The organism is Bradyrhizobium guangxiense, from assembly GCF_004114915.1.
Lineage (GTDB): Bacteria > Pseudomonadota > Alphaproteobacteria > Rhizobiales > Xanthobacteraceae > Bradyrhizobium > Bradyrhizobium guangxiense.
In genome coordinates, this window is the sequence record NZ_CP022219.1 from 2,651,927 (window position 1) to 2,672,440 (window position 20,514).

20 protein-coding genes and 1 pseudogene are annotated in these 20,514 nt (G+C 63.2%); 11 read left to right on the top strand and 10 right to left on the bottom strand.

Annotated features, from left to right (window positions below):
- Nucleotides 1–8 precede the first annotated feature (8 nt).
- Both X268_RS12330 and X268_RS12335 read right to left on the bottom strand, forming a co-directional pair.
- Nucleotides 9–1,037: a DUF4424 domain-containing protein gene (locus tag X268_RS12330; RefSeq protein ID WP_245477869.1), complete on the bottom strand. Its 1,029-nt coding sequence runs from the start codon at nt 1,035–1,037 to the stop codon at nt 9–11.
- A 50-nt stretch (nt 1,038–1,087) separates the two neighbouring features.
- Nucleotides 1,088–1,345, bottom strand: coding sequence for a hypothetical protein (locus X268_RS12335; protein ID WP_245477871.1), 258 nt, complete (start codon nt 1,343–1,345; stop codon nt 1,088–1,090).
- Nucleotides 1,346–1,522: 177 nt separating this feature from the next.
- Here X268_RS12335 and X268_RS12340 point away from each other — a divergent pair, with 177 nt between their 5' ends.
- The 3 genes from X268_RS12340 to X268_RS12350 are packed head-to-tail and all read left to right on the top strand — an operon-like array spanning nt 1,523 to nt 5,743.
- On the top strand, nt 1,523–3,244 hold the full coding sequence (locus X268_RS12340) for a hypothetical protein (protein WP_128925212.1): 1,722 nt from the start codon (nt 1,523–1,525) through the stop codon (nt 3,242–3,244).
- 57 nt (nt 3,245–3,301) lie between these two features.
- Complete coding sequence (locus tag X268_RS12345; protein ID WP_164937685.1) at nt 3,302–5,080, top strand: caspase family protein; 1,779 nt, start codon at nt 3,302–3,304, stop codon at nt 5,078–5,080.
- A 12-nt stretch (nt 5,081–5,092) separates the two neighbouring features.
- Complete coding sequence (locus tag X268_RS12350) at nt 5,093–5,743, top strand: DUF4384 domain-containing protein (RefSeq protein ID WP_128925214.1); 651 nt, start codon at nt 5,093–5,095, stop codon at nt 5,741–5,743.
- Between the two features lie 24 nt (nt 5,744–5,767).
- Here X268_RS12350 and X268_RS12355 read toward each other — a convergent pair whose 3' ends face one another.
- The 3 genes from X268_RS12355 to X268_RS12365 form a co-directional block, all read right to left on the bottom strand.
- Entirely contained in the window at nt 5,768–6,760 is a 993-nt protein-coding gene (locus X268_RS12355; protein WP_128925215.1) for a hypothetical protein, read from the bottom strand.
- A 118-nt stretch (nt 6,761–6,878) separates the two neighbouring features.
- Entirely contained in the window at nt 6,879–8,744 is a 1,866-nt protein-coding gene (locus tag X268_RS12360) for a caspase family protein (RefSeq protein WP_128929232.1), read from the bottom strand.
- A 469-nt stretch (nt 8,745–9,213) separates the two neighbouring features.
- Nucleotides 9,214–10,179, bottom strand: a complete 966-nt coding sequence (locus X268_RS12365) for a hypothetical protein (protein ID WP_128925216.1) — start codon at nt 10,177–10,179, stop codon at nt 9,214–9,216.
- Between the two features lie 242 nt (nt 10,180–10,421).
- On the opposite strand from X268_RS12365, the gene X268_RS12370 reads away from it, so the two are divergent.
- Both X268_RS12370 and X268_RS12375 read left to right on the top strand, forming a co-directional pair.
- Nucleotides 10,422–10,982, top strand: coding sequence for a hypothetical protein (locus tag X268_RS12370; RefSeq protein ID WP_128925217.1), 561 nt, complete (start codon nt 10,422–10,424; stop codon nt 10,980–10,982).
- 231 nt (nt 10,983–11,213) lie between these two features.
- On the top strand, nt 11,214–12,461 hold the full coding sequence (locus X268_RS12375) for a serine hydrolase domain-containing protein (protein WP_128925218.1): 1,248 nt from the start codon (nt 11,214–11,216) through the stop codon (nt 12,459–12,461).
- Nucleotides 12,462–12,575: 114 nt separating this feature from the next.
- On the opposite strand, the gene X268_RS12380 is transcribed toward X268_RS12375, so the two are convergent.
- Nucleotides 12,576–12,935, bottom strand: coding sequence for an AraC family ligand binding domain-containing protein (locus X268_RS12380; protein ID WP_128925219.1), 360 nt, complete (start codon nt 12,933–12,935; stop codon nt 12,576–12,578).
- A gap of 178 nt (nt 12,936–13,113) precedes the next feature.
- On the opposite strand from X268_RS12380, the gene X268_RS12385 reads away from it, so the two are divergent.
- Nucleotides 13,114–13,776 (top strand): SRPBCC family protein, encoded by a 663-nt coding sequence (locus X268_RS12385; RefSeq protein ID WP_128925220.1) that lies wholly within the window; start codon nt 13,114–13,116, stop codon nt 13,774–13,776.
- A complete protein-coding gene (locus X268_RS12390) occupies nt 13,776–14,138 on the top strand; it encodes an ArsR/SmtB family transcription factor (protein WP_128925221.1) in 363 nt (120 codons plus the stop codon). Before X268_RS12385 ends, X268_RS12390 begins: the two co-directional genes overlap by 1 nt.
- 229 nt (nt 14,139–14,367) lie before the next feature.
- Here the strand turns inward: X268_RS12390 and X268_RS12395 are convergent, their stop codons facing one another.
- Entirely contained in the window at nt 14,368–14,868 is a 501-nt protein-coding gene (locus tag X268_RS12395) for a peptide deformylase (RefSeq protein ID WP_128925222.1), read from the bottom strand.
- 77 nt (nt 14,869–14,945) lie between these two features.
- On the opposite strand from X268_RS12395, the gene X268_RS12400 reads away from it, so the two are divergent.
- From X268_RS12400 to X268_RS12410, 3 genes are all read left to right on the top strand, one after another.
- A complete protein-coding gene (locus X268_RS12400) occupies nt 14,946–15,530 on the top strand; it encodes a TetR/AcrR family transcriptional regulator (RefSeq protein ID WP_128925223.1) in 585 nt (194 codons plus the stop codon).
- 81 nt (nt 15,531–15,611) lie between these two features.
- The gene (locus X268_RS12405) at nt 15,612–16,190 is read left to right on the top strand and encodes a DUF308 domain-containing protein (protein WP_430648341.1); all 579 of its coding nucleotides are present in this window, start codon (nt 15,612–15,614) and stop codon (nt 16,188–16,190) included.
- A gap of 253 nt (nt 16,191–16,443) precedes the next feature.
- Nucleotides 16,444–17,664: an MFS transporter gene (locus tag X268_RS12410; RefSeq protein ID WP_128925225.1), complete on the top strand. Its 1,221-nt coding sequence runs from the start codon at nt 16,444–16,446 to the stop codon at nt 17,662–17,664.
- A 22-nt stretch (nt 17,665–17,686) separates the two neighbouring features.
- On the opposite strand, the gene X268_RS12415 is transcribed toward X268_RS12410, so the two are convergent.
- From X268_RS12415 to X268_RS12425, 3 genes are read right to left on the bottom strand one after another with little or no spacing between them, the layout of a single operon-like run.
- Complete coding sequence (locus tag X268_RS12415; RefSeq protein WP_128925226.1) at nt 17,687–18,073, bottom strand: ester cyclase; 387 nt, start codon at nt 18,071–18,073, stop codon at nt 17,687–17,689.
- 56 nt (nt 18,074–18,129) lie between these two features.
- Nucleotides 18,130–19,002 carry a bifunctional helix-turn-helix transcriptional regulator/GNAT family N-acetyltransferase gene (locus X268_RS12420; protein WP_128925227.1) on the bottom strand — a complete coding sequence of 291 codons (873 nt, stop codon included), beginning with the start codon at nt 19,000–19,002 and terminating at the stop codon, nt 18,130–18,132.
- Between the two features lie 57 nt (nt 19,003–19,059).
- The gene (locus X268_RS12425; RefSeq protein WP_245477872.1) at nt 19,060–20,121 is read right to left on the bottom strand and encodes a VWA domain-containing protein; all 1,062 of its coding nucleotides are present in this window, start codon (nt 20,119–20,121) and stop codon (nt 19,060–19,062) included.
- Here X268_RS12425 and X268_RS39840 point away from each other — a divergent pair.
- Nucleotides 20,073–20,393 (top strand): annotated as a pseudogene (locus tag X268_RS39840) (LysR substrate-binding domain-containing protein); the annotation flags it as partial. The gene X268_RS12425 and the pseudogene X268_RS39840 sit on opposite strands and share 49 nt — an antisense overlap.
- Between the last annotated feature and the right edge of the window lie 121 nt (nt 20,394–20,514).

The following is a 20,514-nucleotide window of genomic DNA, read 5'->3' on the forward strand; positions in this document are numbered from 1 at the left end:
CGGCACGCTCAAAACGTTCCGATGACCAGGATCTTCAGATCGGCATCCGGCTTGAAATCGGTCGAGGTATATTCAAGCGTGCCGCCGGTGGAGGAAGCCTTCAGCCGCCCAGGACAGAAGCTCACCAGACGGTCGCTGCCCCCTGGATCGATCGTCAGCTTGAACGATCGGATCGGGCCCGCCCAATTCGCTCCGGTTTTCAGCACATATGATATGCGTCGTTCCTGCAGCTTGCTGGTGTTGGCCTGGTTGCTGCCTGCGCGCTTGTCGAGTTCTGCAAGGAATGCGTCCTGAATGCAGTACTCTTTCCGGTAGCGCTGAACCTCCTGACTGAGAGCGCTGCTGCGACGCAGGCCAGAGCGTAGGATGGTGTCCGGACTGGAGCCGACGCTCGGCCGATACTGGTGCTCAACGGTGACGGTGTTGGCGGCCGGAAACACCTGCTGACGGACCGCCGAGGTCTTGACGACCCAGCCGGGCACATATTGCTGGCGACCGTTGTCACTCCTCCCGGCAGGCAGCAGGAGTCCGTCGTCCACGAGCCGAGTTCGGGTCGCCTCGGGCAGCTCAGCCACTCGAATCTCACGGTCGCCGATCGGCAACAGCGGCAGTTTTAGTTCACGCAGCAAGGCGCTGACATCCTTGTTGCCGACCATGGCCCGCTGATCAATGTTCAGTGGCGTCGAGTTGCCGTCGATCTTGGTCGTGAAGTCGACGAAGTTGACGGGATCATTCGACGGCAGGGCAATGTTCTCGGATTCCGAGAGGTCGATGTCGGGCAGCGGAAAGGCGACGGTCAGTGTGATCGGCTTGGCGGGGACATTGGTGAACTGGTAGCGAACGTTGACGCTGTCGAGTGCGATACGAAGGTCCTCGCTCGCCATGGTCACGTTACTGGTGCGCACGAATTGAAGCCCGCCGATGGACAATTCCGCGGCTGAATCGTTGGCTCGGGCCGGCCACACCGTCGCAGCCAACAACGCCAACCCCAAAGCCGATATTCGGGAGGACGGTTGGGCAGGGGAGGCGTTCACCATGCTTGTCTCCATGTGGCGGCGCAACATATGTCGGTTGCGCCCGGTGTGCCTCATTCGATCGGCTGATAGAGATCGCCCCACTCGGATTTCCAGACCCCTTCCGGGTCGCACACCACCACCGCGAGCTTCAAATCGTTCGCCAGTCGGATCGCGCCACGAAAGGCGTCCTGCGCCGGCAACTGAGCACTGGTCTGGTCGGTGGTCAGTCGTCCCCCGCTCGCTGCTGCCGGCAGCACGATTGATCCGGAAGCACCGTCATGGTCGCGCTTGAGGACCAGCGTGATTGCGTCGGACTGGACTTCATTCACTTGCTCAAATCTGTTCCGGGCCATGGTTTGCACCGCAAGCTGAAGAGGGTTAGGACGATCACCGTCCAGTGATGGATTGAACGCGATCGAGATTGCTCACCACCAATTGAAGCGCCGCGTTTCCGGCACCTGGGATTAGTCGATCTGACGCGGCGATCGGTTCGGGGTACATTGAACATGCTTCGTCCAAGGCGTTGGATTAGGGTCGTCATCGTTGGCGCCGGGCTCCTCGGAACCCAGGCGCGCGCCGACGATACTGTCGTACGCAGCTTTGGCGGCGGTTCAGGTGCTTCGATGGTCGGCATTGTCCCGGCCAGCGAGGACGTGGAACTCGGCGGTCCGCAAGCGATCAGCGTCGACGGTCAGGGCAACCTGTTCGTGCTTGACCAGATCAACGGCCGCATTCTCCAGTTCGATCCCAAACAGCCGAATTCTGATCCAGACGTCCTCAGGATGCCGCAGGACGTTCAGCCGACCGACCTCGTCGTCCGCAACGATGACATCATGGTTTGGGACGGCGGCGTGCGGACTCTGAAGGCAGCGGCGGGACAATCCACGCGCGGACTCGGCGGCGACGTGATCCAGCTCGAGGAGGTCTCGAGCCGTGGCGTGGACGATCGGCTTGCCGTCTCCGCTTTTGCCCAGATGGGTTCGCAGGCGCCCGGCAGCGCAGCCGACCTGCTCGACCAGAATACCCGCGCGGCCATCATCAAGACGACGCGGCAGCCCGACAGGCAATATGTGGCGTCTCGGGGCAAGGGCTCCGTGATCGCCGATATCATTCCGGACAAGGGCAATGCGAGCGTTCGGGTCGAGATCCAGACCATGGTCTCCAACGAGACGATCGGTCAACTCAGCCTGCGGGTTCGCAACCAGCTCGGCGCGGTGGAATTCCTCGAGATCGACAACAGCGACCGCTTTTACGTGCTGGCGGAAGACGTTCCGCCGTCGGGCAAGAACGCCTCCACGTTCGTGGCGCGCTACGCCGCGAACGGGCGTCTGGAGGGAATTTATGAGCTTCCCCTCGAAAATGCGCCGTTGACCAGACGGTTCGTGACAGTCTCCGGCGACGGCGACGTCTATTTTCTACGGACCAAGCCCGACGGCATCGAGGTGGTCGGCGTCGGTTTCAGGCCTCTCAATAACGTGTCGATCATCGATGTGCGGCCGTCGCGAACGGCAGCTGCGCCGGCATCGCAAACCGGCGTCGTCGTCAACACGTCGGCCGCGGTGAGGCCGTCCAATCGACAACAGGCGATCGAGACCGCGTTTGCGTTCGAGGGCATCCAGTGGAAGCTCACGCAGGCGAACTACGGCAGCGATCCCGACAGCCAGTGCAGCGGCTTCAGCCGTGTCCGGCGGCCTTGGTATTTGCAGGGCAAGGTGAACCAGGAGGTGCGCGGCGTCCCCTATTGCTGGGGCTGCCACGGTTCGCTCGCGAACTTCCGGCAGCGGATCGAGAGCGGAACGCTGGCCGGCAATGTGTGCACGCGCAACGCGCCGCGACCGGATGTGGCTGGCGTCGACTGTTCGGCATTCGTCAGCGCCACGTGGGGGCTCTCGGTCCACTACACGACTGCCGCAATTCCCGCGATTGCGGCCCCGGTGGCAAATCCGTGGGACCTGAAGCCTGGCGATGCCTTGAACAAGCCGGGCTCGCACGTGATGTTGTTCCTGCGATTCACGCCCGATCGCAAGGCCGAGGTGATGGAATCCTCGACTGGCGGCTGCAACGGCCGCGTCTGCCGCAATGTCTATCCGCTGGCGAGCCTGCTCTCGCGCGGCTACGTTCCGGTCCGCTTCAAGGCCTTCGCGGATGATCAGGCAACGGTTTCTGCAAGCGCCTATCCCGAGACCGAACCACAGGCGGGGCGCAAGACGGCAAGTAAGAGGCGCTGAACCGGCTGTGTCGTTCGCGCTACAGAATGGGTAGGCAGGATGTCGAGGTGGCTTACGATGCGAATGCCCAGGCGACGTGAGTGGAAGATCGGGCGGCTATGCGCAGCGATCGGTCTGGCCGGGTTGATCGGGTTGACGGCCCCGCAGGCGCGTGCTGCCGGCGGTTTGGCGATCAGCAACCCAGAGGGAGCGGCGGTGCGCGCGCTCGTCATCGGGATCGACGACTATCAGCACGTACGCAAACTGAAGGGCGCGGTTGCCGACGCCAGTGACATTGTCGTCAGCTTGAAGTCGATGGGGGTCGGCGACGTCGTCGAACTCGTGAATGCACAGGCCGACAGGGCGAGCGTTTTGCGCGAAATCAGTGCGCTGGTGGAGCGGACCGGGAACAACGACCTCATCTTTCTGTCGATCGCCGGTCATGGCACTCAGGAGCCGGAGCGCGTCAAGGGCTCGGAGCCGGACGGGATGGAAAACGTGTTCCTGCTGCCGGGCTTCGCAACCACGCCGACCGGCTCCGTCGAACGCATTCTCGGGAGCGAGTTCAACCATTTCATCCGGCAGTTCGAGTTGCGCGGAGCGAAGGTGATCTTCGTGGCTGATACCTGCCATGGTGGCGGCATGGTGCGCGATATCGATCCGCGTGCCGCCGAAATGAGCTTCCGGCAGGTGCCGCGCTATACGCTGCTGGTCGACGAACTGAAGCCGGTCTCTGATAGCAACGATCCGAAGTCCGAACTCGACCTCGATCGCACGGCATTCCTTGCCGCGGTGGACCGTTACACGAAGGCGCCGGAAGTCCGCATTCCCGGCATCGAGGGCCTGCGCGGGGCTCTCAGCTACGCGGTGGCGCGGGCGGTGGAAGGGAGCGCGGACATCAACCACGATGGGAAGGTGACGCTGAAGGAGCTCTTCAGCAATGTTCGGCAGGTGGTCTATCAGCTATCGGACCAGCGCCAGAACATCGTGACGATATCATCGCCGCCACAGGCACCGGAGACCGAGGTTGCCTTCGGCTTGACGCGCGGCGTCGTCTTGATTCAGGGGCCGGCCGCAAGAGCAGCCTCTGGCTCTGCCGGGACCGGCGCGCCGGCCGAGGCCCAGGCATCCCCGCCGCCGGCTGTCACGGCCAAGGCATCCACCGCGCCGACCCTCGCCGCGGCCCCGGTCAAGGACCTTCCGATCAGCGACACGCCACCGCTTCGCCTCGCTTCGCCGATCCGGCTCGCGGCGCTCGACGGCAAGACGAACTACTTCGCGAGCGTGACGACAAAGGACATTCCCGTACAGGCCGTCCAACCCACTGACAACCCGGACCTCATCTGGGATCCTGTGTCGCACGATGTGATCGCATGGGGCGACGTGGTTGCGTATGGAATGGACGTTGCCGGTCTGTCGACCGTTGTTGACCGGACTGCGGCCATTCGTGAACTCAAGCGTATCGCGGTTCGGTCGCCTCAGATGATGCGTATATGGCCAGACGACCGCCAGCAGCGTGCCGGCCAAACCGTCCAGGTCGACCTGTCGGATGTGGCATCGAGGGCCGTGTTGTTGTTCAACGTGTCCGGCGACGGCACCATCCAAATGTTGTATCCGGTGGGCTCCGATCCTGCAGTGGCCCGCTCTGCGAGCCTGCGGCTGCCGCTGAAGGTCGGTGAACCCTTTGGCGCGGAACAGATCGTTGCAGTGACGTCGCAACAGCGCATGGTCGACCTCGAGACTGCGTTGATACAGCTCAACCGGCGCCGTGCCTCGGGGCAGATGATCAAGAGCCTCGAACGCTACTTGCCCGCGGACGCCCGGATCGCCTCGATCGGCTTCTTCAGTGCTCCCTGAGGAGAGCAGCCGGTGCCGTCTTTGCAGCTGATCCACCGGCAGCGCTCCTGGCTCGCAATCCTCTTTCTACCGCTGCTGGTTGGTGGGGAAGCCGCCCGCGCGGCGCCGCTGCCGTCGGCAGCGCCGTCTGTCCGCACGCATGAATGGTGGCTTTGGCCCGTGCAGGCGGTGCGTAGCCCAAGCAATGCTGCAGGTGTGTCGCTCCAGATCATGCCAGGCCAGAGCGTCACGCTCGGCAGCAAGGTCTCGTTTGGCGTCACCGCCAGGAAGCCCGGATATCTCATTCTGGTCGACATCGATGCGGAAGGACGGATGTCCCAGATTTTTCCGACTCCCGAGCTGCTGGCGCAGTCGGACGGCCGCGATATCAATCTCGTCAAGCCTGGCGTCGAATTTGTCGTTCCAAGCCCGGCTGCACGGCAGAAAGGTTTTGAGTACGTCGTCGCACCGCCAGCAGGATCTGCAATGATGATCGCGATCCTGAGCGAGCGACGTGTCCAACTACTCGACTTGCCGGACTTGCCGCGCAAGCTACAAGATCAAGCCGCGGCACTGAGCTATCTATCGGCCTGGACCAGTGAGCTGCGCGTGCCGGACAACGCCAGTGGAAGGCTGTTGCCGAACAATTGGTCGTTCGACGTCAAACCCTATTCCATCAAGTGAACTCGTAAGGATAAGCCGCCAGCGTCAGAGCTTGCTGAGCCGGCTGAAGAAGCCGCCACGGGCGATCATGTAATGAATGTCGTTGGGGAATGGAAATGCGCTGCGAACATTGGAAATCGCGCGTTGGAGAAACTCACCACTCGACGATGCAGACTTCTGATGCGACCGTGGTTGGTCGGCGACCTGAGGTATCATGAACCGATCAACGAAAGCTTCGTCCAGATCGTTGACTCTGACCATCTGACCGAATGCCGGGAACAGATCGTAGTGACCTACGGTCACGCGGAGGTTCTTGAGGGCAGGGCGCTGAGGCTGCGCTTGATTGCCGTCGGAGGTCGCCAGCCCGCGTCCTATCAGATCCAACTTCACGGACTGCGGCAGCGTTGATGGACCATACACGATCTCGAGTGCACAACTGCTCTGTCCGGACAGCCACTGGTACCAGAAGGTCGCATCGTCAGGTCGCGCCTTGGCGCCGTAAAGACAGTCAAATCCCCAACAAGCAGTCAGCTTAGCCTGATACTTTCCGAGAGTTCCGACCAGATTGCGCATGCCGTTGCCACCGCCGGAGTGGCAAGCGATGATGAGCTTGCCAATCTGGAGTTGAGGAATGGACGTCGAAGAGCCTCCGAGGAACTTGGCCAGAGCTCCCAGGATTTCGTCGAGGTAGCGTTCCCCCCAGTTCGACGTTGCCAGATCCTTGACGCTGTAATTTCCAGCAAAGGTATCGCCGACGGCATATTCATAGCCCAGAAACGGCGCGATGAGCGCGACGTCCTTGCCGGAATCCCGAACCTGTTCGCGGAGCCGGGCCGGATCGTCGTGAAACAGGAATTCATGGTCTTTGACGTAGAAGCCATGCAGCCAGATCACGATATCCAGTTTGGTGGCGGTCGTGACGCGCTTTGGCGGAAGATAGACCGCCGTCGGCTTCATGCCGGGCGCCAGCCGCTTCGTAAAGAGCGTCACCCCCGGAAAGGACTTGGCGTCTTTCTGTTCGAGCTCACACGCCACCACGAGGGTCGCTCCGCATCGAGCGGGTCCGGCGTGGACTTGGGCCGACCCGATGTTACGTGCGATTGTTCGTCAGATCCTCGATAGGGCTTCCTATGACGGCTGGCGAACTCGCACCTTGCTAATTGCAGACTTCGACATTCCCGGTATTGCCGCCGGGGCCCCCCCCGCCACGGTAGTCGAGGTGGCAGCCGCGACGGACCTGACGGCACAAATATTGATCGCAAACGATCTGGCCGCTGCCGCCTCCGCCACTTGCCTTCGCCGTGGTTTGTCGCCGCGGAACGTCCGCCGTGGGCTCCGATCTTTCGCGCGCCGGACGATCGGCACGTGACGCACCTTCGTCCGTGTTGCGCTTGGCAACGGGCTTCTTTCCGCGCCGCTTCTCGCATTCGTTGTCATCGTTGAGGAACGAGCCCTCGGCACACGTGATCCTGACGCACTGGTCGCCATTAGCCTTGTAGCCATGATCGCAGATCAGGGGACAGACCCGGGCTGGCTTGAGCTTGATTGCGTCAAGCGCGTCGAGACTTGCGAGCTTTGCATCAAATGTCGTTCCCGCGTGCCGGTTGAACAAAGCCAGCGAACGCTGTGAAGCCGCATTCCACTGGCCATCGACGGCACCGGTAAAGCAGCCGACGCGACTCAATTCGCCCTGTACCGACTTGGCGATATCGGCCTTTGCGATATCGGTCGGGCGCGGCTCGGCGCTCAACGCGGCGAGCCTCGTCGTGCTGTTGGCCTCGGCGGACGTCGCTGCTGTGGGACCATCCGCAATCGTGCTCCCAATAGCCGGCTTATTCTCGGAAAGCCCTGCGACGATTGTGGATTCCGACGAAGTTCGTTTCCGCTCCGCTTCAGTCGCTTGCTCGAGCGCAGCTTGCTTCGCTTTCTCGGCGGCGACACGGGCCTCTTCGGCAGCCTTCAGATCCGCAGCGGCCTTCTCCCGGTCGACACGCTGGGCGCCCTGGGACATCAGGCGAGCCTGTTCCTGCTCGGCCTGCTGCGCCTTCGCTGTCGCAGCAACGCGTGCCTCTTCGGCCTCGAGCTGATTCAGCTGCAGCTTGGCGAGGTTCGCATAGTATCCGTCCGGATGCTGGCTCAGGAATGCGTTCAGAGCAGGCTTATTGCGCAGCTGCAGCGCCAGTTCGTAGTCACGGCGCGTTTCGGACTGGGGATTGGCAGCTTGTGTCGGCTCTTCTGCCTTGGCAGCCGGAACAAGTGCAACGTCCTCGCCGCCCAGGGAGCCGTAAACATAGGGCTCCTGCCGGTTGCCGGTGGCTTGCAGGACGTCATCGCGCACGAAGCCGAAGGCCCTGCGCAAGTCGAGACCCGGCTTTGCGATGTATTTCACGAGAGCCGACGCGTACGGACTGTTCTTGCTGTTGCCGTCCAGTGCCGTCAGTCCGGCCTTTGCCGCAAACGCGATCAGGGTGTTGGAGACGGTGGGCTCGACCCTGGCCAGCCCGCGGCTGATTGATCGCGAGGCAACGGTCCGTTTCATCGAATCCGCGAACGGATTGTTCCGGCAGGCGTCGACGATCACGACGCGCAGCTGCCTTGCAGGCTCAATCGCGAGCAGAACGCGGTCGAGCGAGAACGCCTCGTCATAGATGTCGGTGTCGCGTTCGAGTCTAGCGTCTGTCGGGATCAGATAGTTCGTTCCGTCAATCTCGATACCGTGGCCCGCATAGTACACCAGGGCAATGTCGGCGTCGCGGGCCTGATCGGCGAACTCCCTCAGAGCCCGCCGCATGTCGGTCGCAGCGAGGTTGAGCCTGGAGTCGACCACGTCGAAACCTGCGCTCTTCAAGGTCGCGGTGATGGCTGCGGCGTCGTTGGCAGGGTTCGGGAGGAGGGGGGCATTCTGGTAGCTGGAATTGCCGACCACCAGGGCCACTCGCTTTGTTGCCCAAGCTGCCTGAGAGGTCAGGAACAGCGCAGCAGCGAGAAGAAAACAAACTTGGAGGTGTCTATACAATCTCATGGCGAAACACCCAGCGTCTGCCCGAAAGATAGTCGTCGCGTCGCTAAGACGGCCGCATAGAACGCAAAAATTGCTCACTGAACCAATTCGTACGTTACTGGCGGCCACCCGTCTGCGTACAGTAACAGTTTGGAGGCTGGTCCATTCCTCATGTTGTCGTTGCTCAAAGCGAACGCGTTCAAGGTCGCATTCAAAGTTTCGGCGGGCCAAGGGCTGGTGCAACAGGAGCAATTCGGCACGCCTGCTGCATGAGTTCTAAGTTATTGATATGATTATTTGTTTCTGTTTCGCCTATCTCGCCCCTCCGAGAGGCGGCGGCGCGGGGCGTTGTAGCAACCTTCGGTGAGCGACGCGTAAGGGGGGAACCCACCGCCGGCCCGGAATCTGGTCACCGAATAGGTTTCGAGGCCCCCGGAGCGATCGGGCTGCGCCACGCGTTCAGAAGCTTCCAGCGTCACAGATGGACAAGTCACCGCAGCTTGATCTTCAGGTCGTTGTCCAACATCATTTTTAGGAGAATGGCACCAAGGCGATCGTAGTAATCTTTCTTCTTTCGAACCGACCATTCCTTGACGTCACCGCTCCAATAGCGCCCGTCCGCGTCGGAAAGACGACTGCGCAGCAGAACGAAGAGGTTTTTCCGGTCGACGGTATTCAGCCGAGAGGCCTGCAAGCGGCCGGCCTGAAGTCCGAAATTGTAGAGCTTGCGGAACGTTTCGCGCTTCTCGGGAAAGACGCTGTCGAGCGGCGGATAGCCGAGCGGGGGATAGAAGTCGCTGACCATCGCGGCCGACCAACCGTCGGCCCTCATGACAAAGGATGAGCAAAATCCACCGAAGAAATGCTGTCGCGATTTGTACTTCAGGGCGTCGTTATAAGGGGAGCCCAGTGCAACGAAGGGTCCAACAATGGAGGCGAGCGCCCCGGTCACGATCATTCCACCTTCAGCAAGAGCACCAAGCGGAATTTCCGACATGCTGATGCCCATGTCGGCAACGCCATAGATGTCCAGCGCCTGGGATATCGTATCGTATGCGTTCTGATCGCTGTATCCGGGAGCGCTGACTCCACCCACGCCCCTCCTGCCGGTGATGGCGATCGCGTCCTCGTTGTACGTCAAGTTCGGAAGAAAGATGTATCCCGGGTCGGCGTCGTCCGTAAAAGCCCAGTTCCGACCTCCGTCGAGGCTGTGGCGGCAACCGACATATTCACGCAGATACCAATTGACCTGGTCGGTGTAGAAGCGGTCGAGCGGGCTGAGGCGGAAATTGACCCAGATGATGTCGTGCTCGGAATACTGATGATGGTTGCGGGCCGCCAGGGTGAGCCAGGTGTCTCCGGTCCTCACTTTGTACCTGGAGGTGTTGTCCGGCTGAGTCCAGGGCTGCAGCGGCTTCAGGGGGCGCCTTTCGTTGCGCAACGGTTGCACGGCCATCAAAATTCTCCAAAGTTGAACCGATCGAAACGTCCGGCCGCCAGCCAACCTCGATCAGGGTATTGCAGCCTCACTGTTTGTGCGATCTTGCTTGGACGGCGTTCAATAGCCGTCTGTTGGTAGGGAGGTCGTCATTCGATCGAATGATATCTGGACGCCTTGCCCAGTTCAGAAGGCGCACCATCAGAGTGCAAAATGCAGCGTTTGGCGGAATGAATTCGAAAATCGACTTGGAGACTTTCATGCCCATTCCAGTGAAAATTTACATCACGCCATTTGCCGAAAAGGGGGTTCTGGAGCCCGTGAAATGGGATTGTGCTGCCGCCAAAAAGGCTCTGGATGTGGTCAACAAGATCTGGTCACAGGCGAAGATCACTTTCGTGATCAATGATTGCCTGACAGACAGGCCGCTTGACATGGCAAAGAGTGCTCGCGGCAACGACAAGCAGGTGCTGGATGTTCTCAGCCTCCGCCATGCGGCCGATAATGCGATCCACATTTATCTGGTCAATCCGATTCCAAACCTTTCAGCAGGCGGGGGCTCATACCTTCATAGCGATCCAGAGCCGGCCAGCTTCGTGCAGTGGTATGGCGATGACTTCGCCAGTGGACGCGCCTGGGCCCATGAATTTGGCCATCTCATGAGTGTTGATCACGTCGAAATAGACTACGACAACGAGAGACAGGCGGCGGCACTGCGCAACAACCTCATGACGACGGGCCTGAGCGTGGGCAGCGAGCTGACCAAGCAGCAGATTGAAACAGCCAAGGGCTCTAAGCTCGTCAAGCGGTTTGGCGGCTGACGTCCTCTGGATAGCGTTGATCCTTTTCCAGCGGTGAGCTCAACGACGTCAGAGTGATCACCAGCGACCTCGGCGACGAGCTGGTAGCAACCCGGCAAACCGAAGTGAGACCGCCGTCGGCTAGGATCGCCGTCGACGCGATCATTGCGTAGCCGCCCGGCGCAAATGCTGGATCTCCGCCGAGCCATGCTGTGTTACGACGCTCGCAGTGTCCGTCCGGAGCCAGCATTCATGTCAGCCGCGCCTGCCGCTAGCCAGTCCACCACAACCGACCCCGAAGCCCTCGGCTGGATGCGCGGCTTCCCGCCATCCGCCGATCGCCTCATCACCTTCCAGGACGGCTCCTTCCGCAATTTCCCCGAGCTGCGCTGGGCCTGGAGCAATATCCGCCAGCTGGTGCCGACGGTGAATGTCTGGCGCGGGGCCGGGCCGGCGTCGGTGTTGCCGCGCGCGGAGCAAGATATCGGCGCGGTGGCTTCGACCACGATGGACGGCCGTCCGATGACCTTCGCAAAGATGCTCGAGGAGACCTATGCCGACGGCATTGCCGTGCTGCATCGGGGCCGGCTGATCTATGAGCGCTATTTCGGCGCCTTGAAGCCGCACAAGCCGCATATCGGCATGTCCGTGACGAAGTCGTTCACCGGCGTGCTCGCCGGCATTCTGGTCTCCGAGGGCAAGATCGATCCGCAGGCGCCCGTCATGGACTATGTGCCGGAGCTGAAGACAAGCGCGTTCGGGGACGCGCGCGTGCACGAGGTCATGGATATGACCACGGGGCTCGCCTACACCGAAATCTACACCGACAAGAATTCGGACGTGTGGGGCCTGCGGCGCGCCAACGGCATGGCGCCGATCCCGCCGGACTATGAAGGCGCGACCAACATTTTCGATTTCCTTGTCGCGCAAAGGAAGCAGGGCGAGCACGGCAAGGCCTTCGCCTACAAGACAGTCAACACCGACGTGCTCGCGTGGATCTGCCGCCGCGCCAGCGGCCTGACGCTGTCCGATCTGTTGTCCGAGCGGATCTGGCAGCCGATGGGAGCGGAGGAGGACGCGCATTATCACGTCGACCGCATCGGCACCGAGAGCGGCGGCGGCGGGCTCTCCACGACACTGCGCGATCTCGCCCGGTTCGGCGAGACCGTGCGCAATTACGGCCGTTTCAACGGCCGCCAGATCGTGCCGTCGCAGGTGGTCGAGGACATCGCGCGCGGCGGCGACCCCGAAAAGTTCAAGCCGGCCGGCTACACCACCTTGCCGGGCGCGTCCTATCGCAATCAATGGTGGGTCACCCACAACGCGCACGGCGCCTACATGGCGCGCGGCGTCTACGGCCAGGGCATCTATGTGGATCCCAAGGCCGAGATGGTGATCGCGCGCTACGCCTCGCACCCCGTCGCCGGCAACGCCGCCAACGATCCCGTGACGCTGCCGGCCTACATGGCGCTGGCAAAGGCGCTGATGGCGGGCGGGTAGGGCTATCGCACCGCTCGCGCCACGCACGCGCTGTCATGCCCCGGCTTGACCGGCGTACTGGGTCGCCCGGTCAAGCCGGGCGACGACAACCTGGTCGAACACGCACGTCACCCGTTAGGCCGCGCCGTCGCGCGCCTCCTGCCAATGCGGATAGGTGACGTAAGCGGTGACGGCGCCTTGCTCGTGCGAGCGGATGGTGACCATCTCGCCCTTCGGCATGTAAATGATCTCGCCGGGACCTGCAGTGACGGTGCTGCCGCCACTGGTGACCGAAAGCTGTCCTTCGAGGACGAGCATGACATCGTCGACGGTGAGCTTTTCGTCGAGGCTCTGGTTCGCCGCGTAGCGGCCGAAACCGATGGTGATCGGGCCGCCGTGGCGCTGGTCGATCACATTGGCGGCAAAGATCTCGCCGTCCTGTCCCGGCGAGCGCTCGAATGATGCGTCGGCGACGGCGAATTTGCGAACTTTCATGAATTTCCTTCCCACTGATCCAGGCCTCGCAGGGCGAGGACAAACAGACTCTTGAACCGGTGTTCGGTTCGCATCGCCGCGCCGAGGCGGTTTGACGCAGAGGACATTAATATAAGTATTGACTTATATTAGTGGAGATCGGTATTTATCCTTCAACGAGACCATCAGGAGGAATCCAATGCAGATCGACGTCGCCAGGGTGTTGGGGCTTGTCACGCGTTCGGTGACGAACTTCGAGAAGGACGGGAAACCCGCCAGCACGGTGACGCTGACGCGGCTCTACGACACCAGCGTCGACGATCTCTGGGACGCCGTGACCAGCAGGGAGCGCATTCCGCGCTGGTTTGCGGCGGTCGAGGGGGACCTCCAACTCGGCGGACGCTATCAGGTCAAGGGCAATGCGGGCGGCACCATCACGGCGTGCACGCCACCGACCCATTTCGCCGCGACATGGGAATTCGGCGGCGCCACGAGCTGGATCGAGGTCAGGCTGGCGGCCGAACGAAGCCAGGCACGTTTGATACTTGAGCACACCGCGATCATCGAGGATCATTGGAATCAGTTCGGCCCGGGAGCGGTGGGGGTCGGTTGGGATCTCGCGCTGGCGGGGCTGGAGCGATATCTTGCGACCGGGGCATCGGTCGACCACGAGACGGCCGAGGCGTGGATGGTCTCGCCGGAGGGCAAGGACTTCATGACGACCAGCGGCGAATCCTGGCGTGCGGCGCATGTCGCAAGCGGGGTCGATCCTGACGAGGCGAAACGGCGCTCGGACCGCACCATCGCGTTCTACCGCGGCGAGGTGCCGCCCGGCATCGCTCATCCCGGCACAGGAAGCTGATGCAAATCTTCGAGGTCCTCGCCGATCCCGTCCGCCGCCGCATCCTCGAGCTGCTCGGCCAAAACGAAATGGCATCCGGCGAGGTCGTCGAAATCATCGGGGCCGAGTTCGGCATCACCCAAGCGGCCGTCTCGCAGCACCTCAAGGTGCTGCGAGAGAGCGGCTTTGCCAACGTGCGGGCGGAGGCGCAACGGCGGCTCTATTCGGTCGATGTCGCGGGACTCCGGGCGGTGGATGCGTGGATCGGTCAGTTCCGGAATTTCTGGGAGCCGAAGCTCGACGCGCTGGCAACCGAGATCGCGCGCGGCAAGCGCGAGCGCCGCAATGCACCGATCACCAGAAGGGGCGGGAAGCGCGCGTGAGGGCGCCGGGCGTGCGGAGAGGGAGCGACTTCGCCTGTGGCCATCCTTCGAGACGCCCGCCGTTGGCGGACCCTCAGGATGAGGACCTGGTGTGCGGCACTCGTTTCAAGAGCGCCGATGCTGCTTAGCCTCGTCCTGAGGAGGCCGCGAAGCGGTCGTCTCGAAGGACGAGGCGTGCGCTCAGGTCGCGCAAAGCCGTATGCGATAGCCCTGCAAGGGGGCACATGCATTACGAGTTTCGCGCCATCTTCTCGTACTTCTTCCCCAGCCGCTCCCGCTTCAGCCGCGACAATCGCTGGATCCAGAACATGCCGTCGAGCTGGTCGATCTCGTGCTGGTGGCACACCGCGCGCAAGCCCTCCGACTCCTCGCTTTGAATGTTGCCGTCGAGATCGTGGTAGCTGATCCGCACGCGCGCATGGCGTTGCACCTCGTCGTTGACCCCGGGCATCGAGACGCTGCCCTCGCGGTGCAGGATCATCTCGGGTGAGGCCCATTCAACGACGGGGTTGACGTAGGTGAGGGGGCCGTCCCCGGCGTCGAGATCCAGCACCACGACGCGCACGGGCACGCCGATATGCGGCGCGGTGATGCCGATGCCGGGCGCGGCGCGCATGGTCTCCAGGAGGTCGGCTGCCAGCTCGCGCAAGCCGTCGTCGAACACGGTGACGGGGCGAGCCGGCATCGCGAGCCGGCGGTCGGGGTAGCGGACGATCGGACGAATGGTCATGCAGGGCTCCTAGCATTCACGGATCATTGAAGCATCTCGTCTTGACCGGTCTACCAACTGGAAGGTAGATGCGTCACATGAGCAACGCCTCCTCGACTGCCGACGACATTCTGGCCTGCGCGCGCTCGCTGATCATTGCCGGCGGCTACAACGGCTTCAGCTATGCGGACATTGCCGACGTGGTCGGCATTCGCAAGCCGAGCATCCATCATCATTTTGCCAGCAAGGTCGATCTGGTCCGCACTTTGGTGTCGCGCTATCGCGAGGAGGCCCAGGCCGGATTGGCGGCACTCGAGCGCAACATTCCGGACCCGCGCAACCAGCTCGAAAACTACGTGGCCTATTGGGAGGCGTGCATCACCGATGCGACCGCTCCCTTCTGCGTCTGCGCGCTGCTTGCCAGCGAGCTTCCGATCCTCCCCGACGAGGTCGCGCTGGAAGTCCGCGCGCATTTTCGTGCCCTGGCGTCGTGGCTGACATCGGTGCTGGAGCGCGGCAAGCGGAAGGGGCAGCTGCATCTCGCCAGCTCTGCCAAGGTCGAGGCTGAAGGGTTCATGGCGACCGTTCACGGCGCGATGCTGTCGGCGCGCGCCTATGGCGATCCCAGGATGTTCGGGACCATCACCCGGCCGCTGCTGGACCGGCTGTCCACCAGGCACTGACGGAGCGACAAGGCTGCAAAGGCCGTGTGGCGTCGATCGTTGCATCGCAAGGCTACCAACTAGTAGGTAAGGAGAATGAGCGTGAGAGATCGTGAGACGAGTTCGGACTTCGCGGACGATACCCAATGGCTGAAGCAATATTACTTCCTGCGGGCCGCGTTTTCCGTCACCTGGGTCATTGCGGCCTTTGCCATCGCGCCGTCGTCTGCGGTCATCGCGGCAACGCTGCTCGTCGCCTATCCGGCATGGGACGCCGCCGCCAATTATCTCGACGCGCTCTGCAGCGGCGGATTGAACCGAAACCGCACGCAGGGCCTGAACGTGCTGGTCAGCGTGGTGACCGCCATCGCGGTCGCTCTGGCCTTGCAGGTGAGCATGAACTGGGTGCTCGGGATCTTCGGGGCCTGGGCGATGCTGTCCGGATTGCTTCAGCTCGGCACGGCCTTGCGGCGCTGGAAGCGTTTCGGCGCGCAGTGGGCCATGGTGCTCAGCGGCGGCCAATCGGCCCTGGCGGGCGGCTTCTTCATCTTTCAGGCTACGATGCCCGCAATCCCCTCGATCGCGAACGTCGCGGGCTACGCCGCGGTCGGCGCGCTCTACTTCCTGGTCTCGGCGGTCTGGCTCACGGTCGGCGCGTGGCGCCGCAGCGCAGCGATGTGAGGCTTGCATATGGACGTTCCGCTGGCCGCCGCTGTTTTGCCCGACGGGTCAAATCGCGGCGCGCCGTCGAAAGCCTCTGGCAGCTCATTTGCCCGGTCGTTAAGTCCTTGATCCCGCAGAGGCCGGCTACTGTGCATGGGGTTGTTTTCGCGATTTTTGTCGGCGAGGCCCGCGAAAACTTGCGTGATCCCATGTCGGCCGGCGCGGTTCCCATTCGTCTTCCTCTCAGACAAGATCATCTTGGGAGACCCATATGACTCAATCCCCCTATCGCTGGGTGATCGTCGCAGCCGGCGGCCTGCTCGGCTGCGTCGCGATCGGCGGCATGTTTTCGCTGCCGGTGTTCCTGCAGCCGATCGCCAGGGACACCGGCTGGTCGGTGACCGGCATTTCCAGCGCGATGACGATCGGCTTTCTGGCGATGGCGTTCACCAGCATGGCCTGGGGCACGCTGACGGACAGGTTCGGGCCGCGGCCGGTGGTGCTGACGGGATCGACCGTGCTGGCGCTCAGCCTGTTTGCGGCCAGCCATGCCACCTCGCTGCTAGCGTTCCAGTTCGTGTTCGGCCTTCTGTCCGGCGCGTCCTGCGCGGCGATCTTCGCGCCGATGATGGCGACCGTCACCGGCTGGTTCGACACCCATCGCAGCTTGGCCGTGTCGCTTGTGTCGGCCGGCATGGGCGTGGCGCCGATGACGATGTCGCCGTTCGCGGCCTGGCTCGTCTCCGGCCATGACTGGCGGACCTCGATGCAGATCGTGGCGCTGGTGGTCGCCGCCATCATGATCCCGGTCTCGTTGTTGGTGCGCCGTCCGCCGGCACTCGCGCAAGTCCCAACTGCGCCGAGGGGTGAGGGTGGTGCGGCGGCCGAGATGTCGATGGGCGAGGCGCTGCGCTCGCCGCAATTCCTGGTTCTGCTCGCGACCAACTTTTTCTGTTGCGCCACCCATTCCGGCCCGATCATCCACACCGTCAGCTACGCCGTGAGCTGCGGTATCCCGCTGATCGCGGCGGTGACGATCTACAGCATCGAGGGGTTTGCCGGCCTCGGCGGCCGCATCGCCTTCGGCCTGATGGGCGACCGGTTCGGCGCCAAGCGCGTGCTGGTGTCGGGCCTGCTGCTGCAGGCGTTCGGCGCGCTCGCCTACGTCTTCGCGCATCAGCTCGCGACCTTCTACGCGGTCGGCGCCGTCTTCGGCTTCATCTATGCCGGCACCATGCCGCTCTACGCGGTGATCATCCGCGAGAATTTTCCGCTCAAGATGATGGGCACGGTGATCGGCGGCACCGCGATGGCCGGCAGCCTCGGCATGGCCACCGGCCCGCTCGCCGGCGGTCTGATCTACGACGCGTTCTCCAGCTACGCCTGGCTCTACGTCGCGTCCTGGGCGATGGGCCTCGGTGCCTTCCTGATGGCGATGACGTTCAGGCCGTTCGCAAAGCCGCAAGGCGAGGTGGCCCCGGCTGCGGCGTGAGCTTCGGTGTCGAGGCGCAGCGTCAGAGCTGCGCCTCGATCGCGGCCTTGTCGATCACTGACCAGACCTGCCGGATCCTGTCATTGCCAAATTCGTAGAACACGTTCTCGCAGAACGACACGCGCCTGCCGTTGACGGCAAGCCCCATGAATGTCCCGATCGGCGTGCAATCGAACTGCAGTCGTGACGCGATGCAGGGCGGATCCGAGATCAGCAGCGCGATGTCAAAACGCAGATCCGGGATTTCGCGAAAGTCCCGCTCCAGCATCGCGCGATAGCCGGACAGGCCGAGCGGCCGGGCGTTGTGGACGACATCGTCATGCACGAACCGGCCGAGGGCCGGCCAGTCCTGCCGGTTCAGGCAGGCGATGTAGTTGCGATAGAGGTCGGCGAGATCGGCGCTGTTCATCGCAAAACTCCTAGGCTGCAAGGACAACGCAGCAGGAGGCGAATTCGCCTCGCGGCTCACAGCCGCTTTTCGAAGAAGAGGTCGGGATAGGGATCGTCATTGAAGCGCGGGATCTCGCGCCAGCCCGTGGTGCGGTAGAGCTGGCCGGCCTCGGGCAGCGCGCTGTTGGTGTCGAGCCGCAGCAGCGTGAAGCCGAGCTCGCGCGCGGCGCTCTCGGTCGCATCCATCAGGCGCCGGCCGAGCCGCAACCCGCGGGCGGCAGGTGCGACCCACAGGCGCTTGACCTCGGCGTAGCCGTGATCCGTCCCCTTCAAGCCGACGCAGCCGATCGGCAGCGTGTCCGAGATCGCGACGATGAAGGTGCCGCGCGGGCGGCGCATGTCCTTGGCATCGGGGTCGCGCGACAGCGAGACGTCGAAGCCTTGACTGAAGCGGCGGCCGAGCTCGGCATAGTACTCGCCGAGGCAGTGGCGCGCCTCCTCGCAGCGCGGATCCACTTCCTCCAGCGCAATCCGCTCGTGCGTCAGGGTGGAGGCGACCAGGTCCATCGCGGCCAGCAGCGCCTCGCGTTGCGAATGCTGCGCCAGGAAGCCTTCGGCCTGCGCGTTCGACAGTGCCTCGTAGGCCGCGAACTCGCGCCGGCCTGCACGCGTCAATGTCGCGACACGCCGGCGCGCATCGTCCTGATGCGCTTCGGTCTCGACCAGCCCTTCGTCCTCGAGGCTGCGCAGGAGCCGGCTCATCAATCCGGAATCGAGCCCGAGATAGTCGCGGATCTCCGCCACGTCCGAGCGCCCGTGCCCGATCGCATTGAGCACCCGTGCCGCGCCGAGCGGGCGGCCGCGCCCGAGGAATGAGGTATCGAGCGCCCCGACGGCGGAGGTGACGGCGCGGTTGAAGCGGCGAACGCGAGAGATTGGGTCCAGCATGATATCTGACTGTAGTCAGATATCGCCGGCAGGTCAATTCAACCGGCTGGTTGCTGCCTAGGTCGCCGGCCGGATCAGCTTGATGTCCTGGTCGGCGGCCCAATTTGCGACGTCTTCGCGCTTCAGTGCGGTCGCCATCAGATCCGGGAACTGGTCCGGCGTGCAGGCGAAGACGGGAATGCCGAGGCCTGCAACCTTCGCCGACAGCACGGGATCGTAGGAGGGATGACCGGCGTCGGTCAGCGCCAGCAACACAACGACATTGATCCTGCGCGTTACCAACCGCGCCAGCCGGTCGACCAGCGCATCGGAATTGCCGCCCTCGTAGAGATCGGTGATCAGGATCAGATGCGCTTTTGCCGGCCGTTCGATGCGCTCTTCACAACAGGCGACGGCGCGGTTGATGTCGGTGCCGCCGCCGAGCTGGACGCCGAACAGCACCTCGACGGGATCGGCGAGCTCCTCGGTCAGGTCGACGATGGCGGTGTCGAAGCAGACCAGCTTGGTTGCGACCACGGGCAGCGAGGCGATCACCGCCGCGAAGATCGAGGCATAGACCACCGAGGTTGCCATTGATCCCGACTGATCGACACACAGGATCACCTCGTCGAGATCGACGATGCGACGCTGCTGGCGCAGGAAGCCGATCAGCCGCTCGGGTACGACCGTGCGATGCTCGGTCTGATAATGGCGCAGATTGGCCTTGATGGTGCGCGGCCAGTCGATGTCGGCAAAGCGCGGACGATTGGTGCGCAGCGAACGATTCAAGGCGCCCCGGATTGCGTCCGCGGTGCGCCGCTCGAGCCGCTCCATCAGCTCGGCCACCACCTTGGCGATCACGATGCGGGCGGTGTCCTTGGTCTTTTCCGGCATCACGCCGCGCAGCGCGACCAGATCGGCGATCAGGCCGACATCCGCTTCGACGGTTGCAAGGAATTCGGGCTCGAGCAGCATCTGGCGCAAACCCTTGCGCTCGAAGGCGTCCTTCTGGATCACCTGCACCACCGGTGCAGGGAAGAACTCCCTGATGTCGCCGAGCCATTTGGCGACGCGCGGAGCCGAGCCTCCGAGCCCGCCCCGATGCGCTCGACGGCCACCAGATGGTCGCGTTCGTTTCATCGCGTACCGGCGAGGTGTTGCCGCTGGAATTCTACGTCGCTGGCTCGCTTCGCCAAATCGCGCTGCCGAGCCGGGTGCGCGTCAACAATTCGGACACCATGGCCGATCTCGCACGGCTCGGCTTTGGTCTGGCGCAGGCCCCTCGCTATCGTTTTGCCGGGGATCTTGCCAGCGGTGCGCTGGTCGAGGTGCTGGCCGACCACCCGCCATCGCCGACGCCGCTCTCGGCGCTCTACCCGCAGAACCGCCAGCTCGCGCTGCGCCTGCGCGTCGGAAACGTCGTATGTGTCGCGGTAACCCGGCCCAAGGAAGAGGGGCGTATCGCGATCGTCACGAACGCGGGTCGGGCGGCGGTGGACGCAGGTGACATCGGCGCGAAGAGCTTCGCAGGGC